Source organism: Nonomuraea zeae, assembly GCF_005889725.1.
Taxonomy (GTDB): domain Bacteria; phylum Actinomycetota; class Actinomycetes; order Streptosporangiales; family Streptosporangiaceae; genus Nonomuraea; species Nonomuraea zeae.
This window is the reverse complement of record NZ_VCKX01000296.1, coordinates 1-14,658: the sequence shown is the minus strand read 5'-3', so window position 1 is coordinate 14,658 and position 14,658 is coordinate 1. Positions and strand designations below refer to the sequence as shown.

General features: G+C 74.2%; 10 protein-coding genes. 4 read left to right on the top strand and 6 right to left on the bottom strand.

Annotated features, from left to right (window positions below):
• The 5 genes from ETD85_RS50890 to ETD85_RS50870 all read right to left on the bottom strand — a co-directional run.
• A partial coding sequence (locus ETD85_RS50890; protein ID WP_138697066.1) for a proton-conducting transporter transmembrane domain-containing protein occupies positions 1-2,020 on the bottom strand: 2,020 nt, incomplete at its 3' end.
• Between the two features lie 154 nt (positions 2,021-2,174).
• Positions 2,175-3,374 (bottom strand): alpha/beta hydrolase, encoded by a 1,200-nt coding sequence (locus tag ETD85_RS50885; protein ID WP_240779969.1) that lies wholly within the window; start codon positions 3,372-3,374, stop codon positions 2,175-2,177.
• 281 nt (positions 3,375-3,655) lie between these two features.
• Entirely contained in the window at positions 3,656-4,378 is a 723-nt protein-coding gene (locus tag ETD85_RS50880; RefSeq protein ID WP_138697065.1) for a hypothetical protein, read from the bottom strand.
• Positions 4,379-4,603: 225 nt separating this feature from the next.
• Positions 4,604-4,987 (bottom strand): YncE family protein, encoded by a 384-nt coding sequence (locus ETD85_RS50875; protein WP_170247295.1) that lies wholly within the window; start codon positions 4,985-4,987, stop codon positions 4,604-4,606.
• 116 nt (positions 4,988-5,103) lie between these two features.
• Positions 5,104-5,523, bottom strand: coding sequence for an SRPBCC family protein (locus ETD85_RS50870; RefSeq protein WP_138697063.1), 420 nt, complete (start codon positions 5,521-5,523; stop codon positions 5,104-5,106).
• 124 nt (positions 5,524-5,647) lie between these two features.
• On the opposite strand from ETD85_RS50870, the gene ETD85_RS50865 reads away from it, so the two are divergent.
• From ETD85_RS50865 to ETD85_RS50850, 4 genes are read left to right on the top strand one after another with little or no spacing between them, the layout of a single operon-like run.
• The gene (locus ETD85_RS50865; protein ID WP_206059393.1) at positions 5,648-7,282 is read left to right on the top strand and encodes a TIGR02677 family protein; all 1,635 of its coding nucleotides are present in this window, start codon (positions 5,648-5,650) and stop codon (positions 7,280-7,282) included.
• Positions 7,279-8,496 (top strand): TIGR02678 family protein, encoded by a 1,218-nt coding sequence (locus ETD85_RS50860; protein ID WP_138697062.1) that lies wholly within the window; start codon positions 7,279-7,281, stop codon positions 8,494-8,496. The genes ETD85_RS50865 and ETD85_RS50860 overlap by 4 nt, the downstream gene beginning before the upstream one ends.
• The gene (locus ETD85_RS50855; protein ID WP_138697061.1) at positions 8,493-12,581 is read left to right on the top strand and encodes a TIGR02680 family protein; all 4,089 of its coding nucleotides are present in this window, start codon (positions 8,493-8,495) and stop codon (positions 12,579-12,581) included. The genes ETD85_RS50860 and ETD85_RS50855 overlap by 4 nt, the downstream gene beginning before the upstream one ends.
• Entirely contained in the window at positions 12,578-13,726 is a 1,149-nt protein-coding gene (locus ETD85_RS50850; RefSeq protein ID WP_138697060.1) for a TIGR02679 family protein, read from the top strand. The genes ETD85_RS50855 and ETD85_RS50850 overlap by 4 nt, the downstream gene beginning before the upstream one ends.
• Before the next feature lie 49 nt (positions 13,727-13,775).
• Here ETD85_RS50850 and ETD85_RS50845 read toward each other — a convergent pair.
• Positions 13,776-14,658 (bottom strand): carbohydrate kinase family protein (locus tag ETD85_RS50845; protein WP_138697059.1); only part of this gene is annotated, 883 nt, incomplete at its 5' end.

Sequence of the window (14,658 nt, the reverse complement as noted above, 5' to 3'; positions counted from 1 at the left end):
CCCCCAGCCCGAGCGCCACCCTGAACGGGAACGGCAGCCGCCCCTTGCCCGGATCGACGGGGAGCCGCCGCAGCACCAGCGCGAAGATCACCAGGCTCAGCGTCTCGGCCAGGAACTGGGTCAGGGCCAGGTCGGGCGAGCCGTGGGCGAGGAACAGCAGCGCCGTGCCGTACCCGGTGAGTCCGATGACCAGGGCGGCCAGGATGTAGGCGCGGGCGAACAGCGCCAGCACGGCCGCGGCCGCGATCAGGACGGCGACGACGGGCTGCTCGGGCCGCTGCCAGAGCACGACCGGCGACGTCAGGCGGGGCGTGCCGCCGTACACGATCGAGAACACGCCGACGCCCACGGTGACCAGCAGCGTGAGCATCAGGTAATCGGGCACCGAGCCCCGCTGGATGAAGCCGGTGACCTGGATGGCGACGCGGTCGAGCCGCCGCACGATCGACCAGAAGACCTGGCCGGAGTCGATCAGGTGGGTCGCCGTCCCGAGCTTCGCCACCGGCTCCCTGGCCAGGAACAGCAGCACGCCGCCCGCCAGCGCCGCCGCCGACAGCAGCAGCGGGAGGGAGAAGCCGCTCCACAGGACGAGGTGCGTCTCATGCCCGGGATCGCGGAAGGACCCGGTGAAAGCGGACATCGCGCGGTCGTACCAGGGGGCCAGCGGCGCGAGCACCAGCCCCAGCAGGGACAGCAGCGCCGCGGGCGCGAACATGGCGGCCGGCACCCGATGCACCTCGTTCGCCGCCACCCCCGGCTTGCCGGCGAAGGCCCCCCACAGGAACCGCAGCGTGTACGCCGCCGTCAGCGCCGATCCGAGCACCACCCCGGCCAGCACGATCGGCGAGCCCAGCAGCGCCTCCAGCGCGGCCTCCTTGCCGACGAACCCGGCCAGCGGCGGCACCCCCGCCATCGACGCGCCGGCCAGCACCGCGCTCGCGCACACCCACGGCATCGAGCGGCCCACGCCGCTGAGCCGGCCCAGCTCGCGGGTGCCCGCCGCGTGATCCACGATCCCCACGATCAGGAACAGCGCGGCCTTGAACAGCGCGTGCGCCAGCAGCATGCCTGCGCCGGCCAGCGCCGCGCCCCCGTTCCCGGCCCCGAACAGCACCACCAGGAAGCCGAGCTGGCTGACCGTCCCGTAGGCCAGCAGCCGTTTCAGGTCCGTCTCCCGCAGCGCCCGCCAGCCGCCCAGCAGCATCGTCACCAGCCCGAGCGGCACCGCCACCGCCCGCCAGAGCGTCGCGTCCCCGACGGCCGGGCCCAGCCGGGCCAGCAGGTACACCCCCGCCTTCACCATGGCCGCCGCGTGCAGGTAGGCCGAGACGGGCGTGGGCGCGGCCATGGCGGCGGGCAGCCACATGCTGAACGGGAAGATCGCCGACTTCGACAGCGCCCCGGCCAGCACCAGCACCAGCGCGACGGGGCTCGTCCCGGGAGGATCCGCGACGATCGCGGAGATCTGGTAGGTGCCCGCCGCCTGCCCGATCAGCACGAACCCCGCCAGCATGGACAGCCCGCCGAACGTGGTGACCGACAGCGCCTTCATGGCCGCCTGCCGGCTCGTCCTGCTCTCCGGGTGGTACCCGATCAGCAGGTAGGAGAAGACCGTGGTCAGCTCCCAGAACACGTACAGCAGGAGCAGGTCGTCGGCCGCCACCAGCCCCAGCATCGATCCGGCGAAGGCCACCATCGCGCCGCCGTAGCGCCCGAGCCCGTCGTCGCCCGCGGAGAAGTACCGGGCACTGTAGATGAGCACGAGCACGCCCACGCCCGTGACCAGCGACATCATCAGCACGGCCAGCACGTCGGCGCGGAACGACAGCTCCAGCTCCATCACGGGCGCCCAGGGGGTGCTCTCCCGCACGGGCAGCCCGCGCACCGCCAGCCAGATCGTGTACGCGAACGCGGCCCCCGGCGGGACGGCCAGCAGGAACAAGGAGGCGCGACCCAGCCGGGCGGCCAGCCAAGGTGCGCAGGCCGCCGCCACCGCATGCAGGACCAGCAGCGACTCCATGGGCTCCTCGGGCGGGAATTTCCGGCTACGTCCGCCCAATCTCTCCCGCCCGGCCACCGCCGCCACGCAGGCACGGCCAGGGTTGACCCGAACGTCACCAGTCCCACACCGGCGTGTGGGACGGGTGACGCGCCCTGCTCAAGCGGGGCTCAGCTCATGTCTTGGCGCAGAGGCCCGGCCGCGGGGCCCTGGCCGTGATCAGGTAGCGGTCGATCTGCCGCTCCAGGCAGGAGGAGCCGCCGCGGTAGGCGGTGTGGCCGTCGGCGTCGTTGGTCAGCAGCACGCCCTTCGACAGCTGCGCGGCCAGGTCCTTCGCCAGCTTGTACGGCGTGGCCGGGTCGCGGGTCGTGCCCACCACCACGATCGGCGGCGAGCCCTCGGCCCGCACCTTCTTGGTGAACCGGGTGCCCTTGACCGGCCAGTACGGGCACCGCGTCTCGGGGTGGTCGAGGCAGTTGATCGCCATGAGCGCCTCGTACTGGTTGGCGTACGAGCCGTCCGGCCGCCGCCCGTTGTAGGAGTCGGCCAGGCCCAGCAGATACGTGCCGTCACCCTTGAACGCGGCCCCCAGCGCCTGGCGCAGGTACGGCCACGAGGCGGCGGAGTACAGCGCGCTCATCACGCCGGTGCGCACGACGGCCTCGCTGACCTGCCGGCCGTCGTAGGTGTTGCGCAGCGGCGCGCGGTCGGCCCGCTTGTACAGCATCTCAAGCCTGCGCAGCGCCGCGCTCACGCTGTGCTTGCCGAACGGGCACCCCTTGGTCCTGAAGCAGTCGCGCAGGAACGACTCCAGCGCCACCTTGAAACCGAGCTGCTGGGACCGGGCGAACTCGGGACCCGTCTGGTTCGGGTTCTCCGCGCCGTCGAGCACCATGGCGCGGATCCTCCTCGGGAACAGGTCCACGTACCTGGCGCCCAGGTAGGTGCCGTACGACCAGCCCAGGTACGTCAGCCGCGCCTCGCCCAGCGCGGCCCGCAGCACGTCCATGTCCCGCGCGGCCTCACCGGTGCCGACGTGCGCGAGCAGCTGCTTGCCCGCGTTGGCCGCGCAGGCCTTCGCGAACGCCTTGGCCCACTGCTTGGCCTGCTTGACCTCCGTGCGGTTGTCGGGCGTCGGGTCGCTGGCGAACAGGGCGTCCAGGCCGAGCGTGCCCAGGCACCGCACCGGCGAGGAGCCGCCCACGCCGCGCGGGTCGAAGCTGACCACGTCGAACCGCTCGCGGACGGAGGCGGACACGATCGCCTTGTTCGCCTTCAGCGCGTCGACGCCGGACATGCCGGGGCCGCCGAAGTTCAGCACGATCGACCCGGTCTTCTCGCCGGTCGCCCGCAGACGGATCAGACTGATCTTCATCTGCTTGCCGCCCGGCTTCGTATAGTCCAGTGGCACCCTTAATTTCGCGCATTCGTATCCGCTGCCGCACCCGGACCAGACCAGGCGCTGACCGTAAAAGGCGTCGAGAGAACCGGGCGCGGCGGCGCGCGCCGTACCGGCCAGACCGGTCACGGCGATCAGGCAGGCGATTACAGGGGAAATGATGTTGACCAGACGTCGCATATTCAAACGCTGAGCCGGAAACCTTGCGGTCCCCTTTAAAAACGCTGGAATAGATCCCTTGCAAGCGCGTGCCCGCCTCACTCCTGCGGGCCGTAGACCCTGATCTGGTGGACGGCCCGCGCCGGCAGGAACGTGTCGTCACCGGCCCACGCGACCTCGTAGGCGTGGTCGCCGCCCACGGGAGGCGTGTCCGCGACGGTGAAGGCGCCGTCGGCGGCGGGGAGCACCGGCGGCAGCGTCGTGGTGACGGTGCCGCCGCGGTTGGTGACCGTGCGCCGGACCGTGAGCGGGACGCCCTGCGCGGGCGCCTGGCCCGCGGTGTCCAATCGGCCCGCGAGCTTGAGCTCCCGGCCCGCCAGGCCCTTGGCCGGGCCCGTCAGGGTCAGGGACGACCCGCGCCTGGACACCGTGACGGTCGCCGGCTTCGTGGCCCACCGGAAGTCCGCGTTGCCGTCCCAGAGCACGTCGTAGCGGATCGCCCCGGAAACCGGCGGGCGGTCGGCGACCGTGAACGTGCCGTCCGCCGCGGTGGCCGCGCCGGCGAGCGTCCTGCTCGTGCCGTCCGGCAGGTGCCGGGTGACCACGAGCGGCTCGCCGCGCGGCTTCATCCCGCTGGGCCACAGGAGCCGGCCGGTCAGGGTGACCGGTTCGAGCGCGGTCCCCGTGGCCGGAGCCGTCAGCTCCAGGTCCGCCTGCGGGAGGGTGGCGCCGTGCGCGCGCCACGGGTAGTGGCGGCCGTTGTGCAGGTCCTGGAGCAGGCCGTAGACGTCGCCGCCGGCGAAGGCGAGGCCGCCGGCCACCGGGTTGCCCGTCGGGTAGTCGTCGTACGCCTCCCGCCAGGCCGCCGTGTCCGCGTCGTACAGTCCTGGCTGACCGCCACGGACTGCCCGTGGCCGGTGTACTCCGAGGGCTGGCTGCCGTAGGAGCGGACCTTGTCAGGGTGGTGGCGTCCCAGCCGTGGAGCTGCACGGAGGAGTCGAGCGCGAGGATGGCCGTCGAGCCGTCCGGAGTGAGCGCCAGGTCGTTCAGCCGCCGCCGAACGTGGCGTAGCACCCGTAGCCGATCCAGAGCCGGTCGCCGGACAGCGACAGGGTCGCCGGGCACGGGTAGGCGGCGAGGTCGAGCCTGCGGGTGACGGCGAGGGTGCCGGTGTCGATCTCCACCAGCTCGTTCGAGCCGCTCAGCGCCGCGTACAGGCGGGTGCCGTCCCTGCCGGTGACGACGATCCGGTCGTTCGCGGAGACGAAGACCTTGCCTGCGCCCACGGCCAGGTCGGAGACGCCCGTGACGCCTTCGAGCAGCGTCGTGGAATCGGCGGCGCGAGCCGCCGGAGCCACGGCGGCGCCGAATGCCAGGACACCGATGAGAGCGGTGAATGCGCTCGTTAATCGAGTGAATGAAGAAATCATGGAAAGGATCATGATGTGCGGTCATGCGAGAGTCAACTCAATTGTTCGGACCGCAGATCAGGTAATGCCGCTTCCCGATTTCTGGAAGGCGAATTCGGCGAAAGGAGGAAGCTTTTTCAGCCGGAGCCCGAGACGTAGCGGACGACCTCGTCTGCCAGCTGGTCGAGCGAGCGGTCGAGCAGCTCGCGGACCTCGGCCGCGCGCTGGCTGTCGTCGCGCTCGTCCAGCAGCGAGATGTGCACGGTGACCTCGCTCGTGCCGCCCGTCGCGTCCGAGACCTGCAGCCATCCGGCGTAATCGGGGTGGTCGCGGCCGCCCCACTCCACCCGCAGCTGCTCCTCCGACGCGCGGAACAGCCCCTCGTGCCTGCCCGTGCCCGGCACCAGCTCGCCACCCGCTTCGAGGAGGCCCGGGCCGCTGCCGCTCACCGACAGGCCCGGCGGCAGCCACCTGTCCATGAGATCCACATCGGACGCGACCCCGAACACCAGCACGCTGTCCGCCGGCATCCCCCGCGTCGCCTCGAACTCCGCCATCTCAGCCCCCGTTCCAATGCTGCCGCCGTACCCTCGTGATCTGCGCGCAAACCGTGGCCGGGGGGCCGGGGTCTCCCGCTACGGTTGCGGTGAGCGGTGAAGGAGCGGCGAGGGGAGCGGGGCGATGGCGGAGCCGCCACGGGTGCCGCCGGAGATGTTCCGGTTCACCACCACAGAGCGGGCAGATCTGCACACCGCGGTCCTCTATGCCTTCGGCGAGGCCAACGAGCGGCTGGAGACGGCGCTGACGGTCGACGAGGTGCACGAGCGGCTGCGGGCCGTGGGCTGGTACGCGCCGGTCGCCGAGCAGGAGCTGGCCGGCACGCTCAAGCAGCTCGTCGGCTGGGGGCTGCTCGACGTGATCTTCAACCACGCCGGGAGCTTCGCCACCGCCGAGGAGTACGAGCGGAAGAACCTGCAATATTCGCTGACCAAGCGCGGCGAGGCGGCCTTCGCCGGGGTGCAGCACGCCATGGCGATGCTGGCCTCCGCCGGCGCCCTGCAGACCGCCGTGCTCGACGCGATCGCCGACCGGCTGGGCGAGCTGGAGTCGCTGCTGCGCGACCCCGATCCGGGGCGCAACCGGCGCATCTTCACCAGCCTGCAGGAGCTGGAAGGGCACCTCGACGGGCTGCGCGGCAACACCAAGCAGTTCAACGGCGAGCTGCAGCGGCTGCTGCGCGTCGAGGGGACTGACTTGACCACGTTCCACGAGGTCAAGTCCGCCACGGTGGCCTACCTCCAGGAGTTCGTGACCAACCTGGAGCAGCGCGGCGATGTCATCGCCGCCGCGCTGCGCGGCGTGGCCGCCCACGGCGTCAGCGTGCTGCACGCGCGGGCGCTCGACGGGGCCGACCTGCCGAAGGTGCCCGGCGCCGACCACGCGACCCCGTGGCTGGCGGCCAGGGCGGCCAGGTGGGACGGGCTGCGGCTGTGGTTCGCGCCCGGCGACGGCGGCGTGCCGCGGGTGCGGCAGCTGCACGACGTGGCCCGGCGGGCGATCGTGTCGCTGTTGCAGGTGCTCGACCGGATCACCGACTCGCGCCGCCGCTCCTCCAGCGCCGCCGCCGACTTCCGTACGCTGGCCCGCTGGTTCGCCACCGCGCCCGGCGAGGACGACGCGCACCGGCTGTGGGACGCGGCGTTCGGGCTCGGGCCGGCCAGGCACGCGCATCTCGGGCACGCCGACGCCGAGCTCATCCCGGCCGGGGTGTCCTGGCAGGAGGCCGAGCCCGTCGCGGTGTCGGCGCTGCTGCGCTCGCGCGGGCGCACCGAGCGGATGGGGCGCACGGGGCGGGTCCGCGACGTGGTGGCGCTTCGGGCCGAGCGCAGGGCGCGGGCCGAGAAGGAGCGGGCCGAGCTGGAGGCCGCCTGGGCGGCGCTGGCGACCACGGGGGCGATGCGGCTGTCGCAGCTCGGGGAGCTCGATCACGAGACCTTCGGGCGGCTGCTCGACCTGCTCGGGCGGGCGCTGGCCGAGCGGCCCGACTCCACCGGCTTCCGCCGCGCCGTCACCTCCGACGGGCGGGTCGAGATCGTGCTGCGGGCCCCCGACGACGGGGCCGTGGCGGTCCTGCGCACGTCCGAGGGGTGGTTCAGGGGGCCCGACTACCTGATCGACGTCCGCTCGCCCGGCCTGGCCGGCGACCCGCCGTCGTCCGGGCCGAGCGAGGCGCACGGCCGGGCGTCCGGGCTGAGTGAGGCGCACGGCCGGGTGCTCGGGCAGGGTGAGGCGCACGGCCGGGCGGCGGGCGCATGAGCAGCCTGGCCAACCAGCTCGTCAGGGCGGAGAAGGAGGAGATCGCGCGCGCGATCAGGACCCTGCTCGGCCGGCCGCTGGTGTCCCTGCACGACGACCCGGCCGCCTTCGACCTGATCAGGAAGCGGCGCCAGCCGCTGACGCAGTGGTTCGACTACTTCTGCGGCTGGCGGCTGGTCGTCGAGCCCCGTCAGGGGTACGCCCGCCTGGTCAAGGTCAGGTCCACGGCGAGCGCCACCCGGCCCGCCCGGCGCCGTCGCACGACCAGGGCCCCGTTCGACCGCCGGCGCTACACGCTGCTGTGCCTGTGCGCGGCCGAGCTGCTCACCTCGCCGGTGACCACGATCGGGATGCTCGCCCAGCGGGTCGTCCAGGCGGCGGCGGTGGAGGCGGACGTGCCCGGGTTCGACCCGGTCAGGGCGGACGAGCGGGCCGCGTTCGTGGACGTGCTCAAGCTGCTGGAGCACTACGGCGCGGTCACCTCGATGGACGGGGCGACCGACTCCTACCTCGACGACGAGGACGCCAAGGTGCTCTACCGGGTGGACACCACCCGCGTGATCAGGCTCCTCGCCGCGCCCGTGCCCCCGTCGCGGGTCGCCGCCGAAGAAGACCCGGGCGGAGACGACCGCGTCGGGCTGCCCGGCGCGCTCACCGCCGAGGCGCGTTACGGGGGCGGCGAGCCGACCGAGACGCAGCGCAACCTGTGGGCCCGGCACTCGCTGATCCGCCGCCTGCTCGACGAGCCCGTCGTCTACCGCGACGAGCTGACCCCGGAGCAGTCGGCCTACGCGGCCTCGCTCACCGGCCGCCAGATCATCCGGCGCGCGGCCGAGGAGGCGGGGTTCGTCCTCGAAGAACGCGCGGAGGGCTTCCTGCTCATCGACACCGACGCCACCGCCACGGACACCAAGTTCCCCGACGACAGCAGCCATGCCAAGGTGGCCGCCCTGCTCATGCTCGACCTGCTCGTCTCGTCCGGCCCCGTGAGCGCGGCCCGGCTCGACACCGAGGCGGCCGGCCTGCTGCGCCGCTTCCCCCAGTGGGCGAAGGCCTACCAGTCCGACGGCGGCGGGCCCCGGCTGGCCGCCGACGCGCTGGAGGTGCTCACCCTGTTCGGGCTGGCCCGCCGTACGGGTGACCGGGTCGCCGCCCTGCCCGCCGCGGCCCGCTACCGGGTCGAACGCGGCACGGCCGTCCAGGAGGATTCATGACAGTCACCGAGCTCACCCCGGCGCGCGCGGCGCACGGCGTGGACCCCCGCTGGACCCCCGTACGGGCCGGGATCCTCAACGTGTGGCGCTACTACGACGAGGTGTTCGAGTTCCACCGGGGCAGGCTGCTGCTGCGCGGTCCCAACGGCAGCGGCAAGTCCAAGGTGCTGGAGCTGCTGCTCCCGTACGTGCTCGACGCCAGTCTCAAGCCCAGCAGGCTGTCCACGTTCGGCGGCACCGAGCGCACCATGCACTGGAACCTGATGGGCGACGGCGCCACCGGCACCACCCGCGTCGGCTACGTGTGGCTGGAGTTCCGGCACGCCGACGGCCGCTGGTTCACCTGCGGCGCCCGCCTCCAGGCCACGATCCACACCAAGAACGTCACCGCCGCCTACTTCACGACCGACGCCCGCGTGGACACCGCCGACGGCGTCCGGCTCACCGGCGAGGGCGGCCAGCCCCTGACCAAGGCCCAGCTCGCCGACGAGCTGGGCGCCACCGGGAAGGTGCACGAGTCCGCCGAGACCTACCGGACGGTCGTCCGCCAGACGCTCTACCGGGCGCTCAACGAGCAGCGCTACGACTCCCTCCTCACCGCGCTGCGCCAGCTGCGCACCCCCAAGCTGTCCGAACGCCTTGACCCCGGGCTGCTGTCCGACCTGCTGTCGAGCGCCCTGCCGCCGCTCGGCGAAGGCGAGATCCACGAGATCGCCGAAGGGTTCGAGCGGCTCGACCGGCAGCGCGAGGAGCTGCGCCTGCTCGACCGCGACGTGGAGGAGGCCGACCGGCTGGCCGCCCGGCAGCGGGGCTACGCCCAGCGGGTCCTGCGCGCGGCCGCCGCCGCGGTGACCTCGGCCGGATACGCGCTCGACTCGACGGCCGCCGAGGCCAGGGCCAAGCGGGAGGCGCTGAAGGAGGCCGAGCACGAGCTCGCCTCCGCCACCGCGCGGCTGGGCGAGGAGGAGGCGCAGGAGCTGGCGCTGGCCGCGCAGATCGACGGGCTGAAGGAGAGCGAGGCGTACAAGGCGGGCGGTGACCTGCACCGGCTCCGCACGGAGGCGCGGGCCGCGCACGAGCTGGCGGGCCGGCTGCGTGACCAGGCCGGTACGGCCGCCCGCTCGTCCACCGCCAAGCAGGAGCTGTCCGCCCTGGCCGCCGCCGGCGCCCGCACGGCCGCGGGCCTCGCCGAACGCGCCAGGACCGAGGCCCGCCAGGCGGCCGAACGCGCCGGCCTCCTCGGCGTCCACGAGGAGAGCGAACGGGCCGGCGTCCACGGCCGTCACGAGGGCGACCGCGCCGGGGCCGCCTCCGGGGAAGGCGGGACGGACGCGCTCGCCGCGGACAGCGAGCAGGGCGTGCGCAGGGCGCGGGAGCTGCTGCGGGCCGCCGTCACCAGCCGGGCCGCCCAGATCAGGGAGGTCAGGGCCGCGGCCGCCGCGCACGGCGAGGCGATCGACCGGCGTACCGTCGCCGAGCAGGACCGCGACCGCGCCCGCGACGACCTCGCCGCCGCCCAGAGCGTCCACGACCGGGCCGAGCGCCTGCGGGACGAGCGGGGCCGCGACCTGGCCACCGCCCTGGGGGAGTGGGCGGCGGGCTGCGTCCAGCTCAAGCTCGCGCCGGACGAGGTGGCGGGCCTGGCGGACCGGTTCGAGGAGGCCGACGAGCTGGTCGGCACCGCCCGCACCAGCGCGGCGGTCCGGCTGGCCGCCAGGGAGCAGCACCTGGCCGGGCTGCGCGAGGCGATGCTGGCCGAGCGCGCCGAGCTGGTCCAGGAGCGCGAGCGCCTCGACGAGCAGACCGTGCTCGAACCCCCCGCACCGCACACCCGCAGCGCCGACGCCAGAGCCGGTCGGCCGGGAGCGCCGCTGTGGCGGGCCGTGGCGTTCAAATCCGGCCTCGATCCCGTCGCGCAGGCCGGCGTGGAGGCCGCCCTGGAGGCGTCCGGCCTGCTCGACCTGTGGCTGCGGCCCGACGGCGGCTTCGACCCCGGCGAGCACGACGCGTTCGCGGTGGCCGCCCTCACCATGCCCGCGCCCGGCTACAGCCTGGCGCAGGTGCTGTGCACCGAGCCGGACTCCCCGGTGAACGCCGACACCGTGCTCGGCGGCATCGCGTTCGCCTCCACCGCGATGGGCCTCGACCACCCGGCCGTCATCGGCGCCGACGGCACCTGGCGGCTCGGGCCCGCGGCCGGCCGCTGGGTCAAGCCCGAGCCGTCCTACCTCGGCGCCACCGCCCGCGAGCGCGCCAGGCGGCGCCGCATCGCCGAGCTGGACGACCTGCTCGGCGAGCTCGCCGGCCGCCTCGCCGAGTGCGACCACCTGCTCGCCAACCTCGCGGCCTCCCACGAGATGCTGGCCGCCGAGCTGCGGCGCAGGCCCGACAGGAGGCCGTACGCCGACGCGGTCCAGGCGCTCGACGGCGCGGTGAAGAAGGTCGCGCTGCTGGAGGACCAGCTGCGCACCTACGAGCAGCGCCTGCACGAGCGCGAGAAGGACGTCGGCAGGTCGCTGCGGCGGCTCACCGAGCTGTCGGCCGGCCACGCCCTGCCGACCGCGCTGCCCGCGCTCGACAACCTGGAAGAGGCCCTGCGCGCCGCCGAGGCGACCGGCACCACCTGGCACGACCGCCGCGCCGACGCCCGCGCCGCCAGGGAGCGCGCCACGGACGCCGCCGGGACCGCCCGCGAATACCAGGACCTCGCGGTCGAGGCCGTCGAGCGCGCCGAGGAGGCGGCCGGCGCCGCCGTCGTGCTGGCGGAGAAGCTGGCCGCCGTCGAGTCCACGGTCGGCGTCGAGCACCTGCGCGTCCTCGAACAACTCCAGGAGACCCAGGCCGCCTACCAGGCCTGCCGCCGCCTCATCAAGTCGGTCAACGACGGCCTGGCCCAGCTCAACGCCCGGCTCGGCCAGCTCAGGGGCGAGCTCGGCACCGTCGAGGAGAAGCACGCCGAGGCGGGGCGGGCGCGGGACGCGGTGTCCGAGCGGTTCCGCCGCCTGGCGGCCGGGCATCTGCCGGTGGACGCCCGGGTACCGATCGAGCTGGCCGCCGAGGCGGGCGTGCGGGCCGTGCTGGAGGCGGCCAGGGCCGTGGCCGAGCAACTCGCGACGGTGCCGTACGAGCAGAAGAACGTCAGGGAGGCCGAGGCGCGCCTGCAGGACGCCTTCCACCACGCCAGGGAGATCCTGGCCGACCGGGCCGACCTGGAGCTCGCGCCCGACGACGACGTGCAGATGCTCACCGCCACCGTCAGCGGCGTGCGCGCGGGGGCCGCGGCGCTCAGCAAGGCGCTGCGCGAGGAGCGCGACGACCGGCGCTCCGACATCACGGAGGCGGAGCGGGACCTCTTCGACCGGACGCTCGCCGGGGACACGCGGCGGCACCTGGCCGACCGGATCAGGCAGGCGACCGCGCTGGTCGAGGGCATGAACCAGCGCCTCGAACGCGTCCGCACCGCCTCCCGGGTGGCGGTGCGGCTGGTGTGGCAGGTGGACCCGACGCAGTCCGCGGGCACGCGGGCCGCCCGCGACCTGCTGCTGCGCGACCCGGCCGGGCTGGACGAGGCCGACAAGGAGGCCCTGTACGTCTTCTTCAGGGACCGGGTGGAGGAGGCGCGGGCCGACAACTCCTCGGCGAGCTGGGAGGACCAGCTCATGAAGGTGCTCGACTACACCGCCTGGCACCGGTTCGTGGTCAAGCTGGACCGGGGCGACGGGCAGGGCTGGCAGGACCTCACCAGGAAGCTGCACGGCGCCCTGTCCGGCGGGGAGAAGGCGATCGCGCTGCACCTGCCGCTGTTCGCCGCCGTGGCCGCGCACTACCAGACCGATCCGGGATGCCCGCGGTTCATCCTGCTGGACGAGGTGTTCGTCGGGGTGGACAAGACGAACCGGGGGCAGGTGTTCGACCTGCTGGTGAACCTGGGGCTGGACCTCGTGCTCACCTCCGACCACGAGTGGTGCGAGTACCGGGAGCTGGACGGCATCGCGATCCACCAGCTGATCACCGGCGACGGGGACGACGCGGTGACGACGGCCCGGTTCGTCTGGAACGGCTACCGGACGATGCCGGCGGAATGACCGTTCCCGAGCGGTTGCGCGCGGCCGGGCTGCGGCCGGTGTGGCAGGCCCTGCACGAGCGCCTGTCCTCCGGCCACCAGGTCAGCCGGGTCAGGGTGGCGGGGCTGGGCGGCGAGCAGCAGGCCGCCGTCGCCGACCTGCTCGGCCTCGACCGTTACCCGGGCCCCTCGATCACCATCGACGTGGCCAGGCTCGAAGGGGCGCTCGGCGGGCTCGACGTCCGCACGGTCACCGAGGCGATCGTCGGGCCGCTCGACGACCGGCGGCGCAGGCGGGCGGAGCGGCAGAGCGAGCGGGCGGCGCTGCTCGACTGGTTCGCCGCGCATCCGGTGGTCGCCGCCGAGCCCGCGCTGCTGGCCCTGTCCGCCGTACGCGCCGGCCGGGACTTGCTCGAACAGGCGCTCGCCGTGCTCGCGGCGCTGCCCGCCGCCGGCCGGCCGCTGGCGGCGGTCGCCGCCGACGTCACCGGCGACCCGCACGCGCTCGACGAGGGCACGCGGCTGTCGTCGCTGGTCATGAAGGCACTGTCGGTGCTCTACGACGTGCCCGCCCCGGAGGGCGCCCAGGCGCGGCGGGCGCTGTGGGAGCGGGCCGGCGTGGCCTGCGACGCCCTGTCCACGACGGTGCTCGTCGCCGGGCTGCGGCCGGTAGGCGACTCCGCCCTGGCCAGGGTGCTGCGGATCTGGGACGGCCAGGCCAGCGTGATCACCCTCGCCCAGCTCACGGAGCCCCTGCCGGTGGGGGAGCGGGAGGTGCGGGTGGTGGAGAACCCGACCGTGCTCGCCCTGGCGCAGCGGCGCTTCGGCGCGGCGTGCCCGCCCATGGTCTGCACCTCGGGCTGGCCCAACAGCGCCGCCATCCGGCTGCTGCGCTCGCTGCCGGGCGCCCGCCTGCGCTATCACGGGGACTTCGACGGGGAAGGGCTGCGGATCGCCGCGTACACGATGGCGAAGACGGGGGCCGAGCCGTGGCGCATGTCCGCCGCCGACTACCTGCGAGCCCTCGGCGACCACCGGGCCGCGCGCCTGCCGCCCGGCCGGGTGACGGACGCTCCGTGGGACGCGGAGCTGGCCCCGGCCATGCGCGCGCACGGGCTCGCGATCCCGGAGGAGCTCGTCGCCGAAAGCCTGCTCGACGACCTGTAGCCCCCGGCCGGGGCGGGCGCCGGAGTGACGCGGCCGGTGCGCGCCCCCGTCAGAGGCGGGGGGCCGGTTCGGCGAGCTGGCTCGCCCAGGGCGGGTCCGCCCCCGCGACGGCACAGGTCATGGCCGACACCCGGGCCGCGAACTCCGCCGCCTGCACGGCCGCGGCCAGGTCGAGCCCGTCGAGCCGGCCGCCCAGCAGGCCCTTCGTCTCAAGGTCGTGCAGCAGGCCGGCGGTGAAGGAGTCGCCCGCCCCGACCGTGTCCACGACCCGCACCGACGGCGCCGGGACGGTGGCGCGGGCGCCGTCCAGGGAGATCAGCGCGCCCGCCGCGCCCTTGGTGATCACGATGAGGCGGGCGCCGGCGGCGTGCCAGGTGTCGCAGGCACGTTCCACGGGCACGCCCGGCAGGAGGAATTCGAGGTCGTCGTCGCTGAGCTTGAGGATGTCGGCCCACTCGCACCAGCGGGTCACCTGGTAGTCGGACCTGGCGGCGAGGGTGGGGCGGACGTTCGGGTCGATCGAGATCGTGGCGCGCGCGGCGGCGGCCTTCACCAGCTCCTCCACCGCCGCCCTGCCGGGGTCGCGGACCAGCGCCAGCGAGCCGGTGTGCAGGCAGCCGGCCTGGCCGAGGCGCGACAGCTCCAGCTCGTGAGACGTCCACTGCCAGTCCGCGGTCCCGCCGGCGTAGAAGGTGTAGGCGGCCTGGCCGTGCGCGTCCAGGGAGGCGACGGCCAGGGTGCTCGGCTCCTCGGCCGCGACGGCCGCCGACAGGTCCACGCCCGAGGCGGACAGGTGCTCGCGGAACAGCGCGCCGAACACGTCGCCCGACAGGCGGCCGAGGAAGCGGGCATGGGTGCCGAGCCGGGCCAGCGCCACGGCCGTGTTCGCCGGGCCACCCCCGGGCAGGACCCGCAACGCCACCTCCCCGGCC

What these genes read in the sequence shown, in the direction of transcription:
- ETD85_RS50885 (WP_240779969.1), bottom strand. Translation starts at nt 3,374, where the DNA reads ATGAAGATCAGTCTGATCCGTCTGCGGGCGACCGGCGAGAAGACCGGG.
- ETD85_RS50875 (WP_170247295.1), bottom strand. Translation starts at nt 4,987, where the DNA reads ATGATTTCTTCATTCACTCGATTAACGAGCGCATTCACCGCTCTCATC.
- ETD85_RS50870 (WP_138697063.1), bottom strand. Translation starts at nt 5,523, where the DNA reads ATGGCGGAGTTCGAGGCGACGCGGGGGATGCCGGCGGACAGCGTGCTG.
- ETD85_RS50865 (WP_206059393.1), top strand. Translation starts at nt 5,648, where the DNA reads ATGGCGGAGCCGCCACGGGTGCCGCCGGAGATGTTCCGGTTCACCACC.
- ETD85_RS50860 (WP_138697062.1), top strand. Translation starts at nt 7,279, where the DNA reads ATGAGCAGCCTGGCCAACCAGCTCGTCAGGGCGGAGAAGGAGGAGATC.
- ETD85_RS50855 (WP_138697061.1), top strand. Translation starts at nt 8,493, where the DNA reads ATGACAGTCACCGAGCTCACCCCGGCGCGCGCGGCGCACGGCGTGGAC.
- ETD85_RS50850 (WP_138697060.1), top strand. Translation starts at nt 12,578, where the DNA reads ATGACCGTTCCCGAGCGGTTGCGCGCGGCCGGGCTGCGGCCGGTGTGG.